Here is a 1,042-nt window from a genome sequence, read left to right as displayed (position 1 = left end):
AGAAGTGGCCACACATTATCAGCTTAGTGAAAGCAGCGTCTACAGGCAACTCAATCAATTGAGTTTGCATCCCAATGAACGCAAGTCCCGTAAAGACAAAGGGACTCCAAGAATAATTATCTAAGAAGAATTATTTCACTATTGCCAGCTTATTGCAGCAATGAAAATACGCTCTATGAACAGCAAAAAGCATCTTATTTCTACAGCGAGTTGCATTAAGCTTCTTGAAGAAGATGGCGTTAAAATAAAAGGGCGTATTATTACTGCCCCTAAAGGGAAACTTCGTGTTTCAACAATCAACAAGTACCTAAATCATTATTTAATTTCTCCGGAAGATATTTGTTCTGAGCCGGTAGTCAATCATTTTGAGGCTGCTTACAGTAATCAATGTTGGCAATTTGATATTACTCCATCTGAACTGCATCGTCTTCCATCTCAACACCCTGATGATCCACGACGGCTCTTCGTATTCTCAGTGGTTGATGATAAAAGCGGGCTTAGCTATTCACGTTATTATTTGGCAGAAGGTGAAGATACCCTTACAGCCCTTGATTTTCTTTATCGCGCGTTCTCAAAAATATCCGACTCCCAACCGGAGCTCTATGGTATTCCAGACTTCATCTACACTGACAATGCCAGTTTTGTAAAATCAAAACTTTTTACGCGGGTAATGATAAAGTTAGGAGTCCAGATTTTAACTCATTTACCCCGTGGGAAAGGAGGTCGAAAAACAACCTCTCGGGCAAAAGGAAAGTCAGAGCGCCATCACCGAACTATCAAATCCAAGGTGGAACCTTTATATCAATTTGATAAGCCATTTGATTTAAATGGGGCTAATGGTTATTTAGATCGCTTCATGGTTGAACTGGGCAATATGAGACATCGTTCGCAACACGCGAGTCGTTATCAAGTATGGAAAACTAATTTACCACAGCACGCGGACACAAGCATTTGTGCTTATGAGCAGTACAGCCTTTTATTACGTGAGCCATTTGAACGAGTTGTTAAAAGCGATGCAACAATCCAATTAAATGGCATTCAT

The 1,042-nt window shown here is 40.2% G+C and carries 1 pseudogene; it reads left to right on the top strand.

Annotation, left to right across the window (positions count from 1 at the left end):
• Positions 1–175 precede the first annotated feature (175 nt).
• A pseudogene (locus ELY15_RS15980) lies at positions 176–1,042 on the top strand (DDE-type integrase/transposase/recombinase); the annotation flags it as partial.

The organism is Legionella sp. km772 (assembly GCF_003989735.1).
Taxonomy (GTDB): domain Bacteria; phylum Pseudomonadota; class Gammaproteobacteria; order Legionellales; family Legionellaceae; genus Legionella.
Note: the sequence above shows the minus strand (reverse complement) of the source record. Positions and strands in the feature narration are given on the sequence as shown.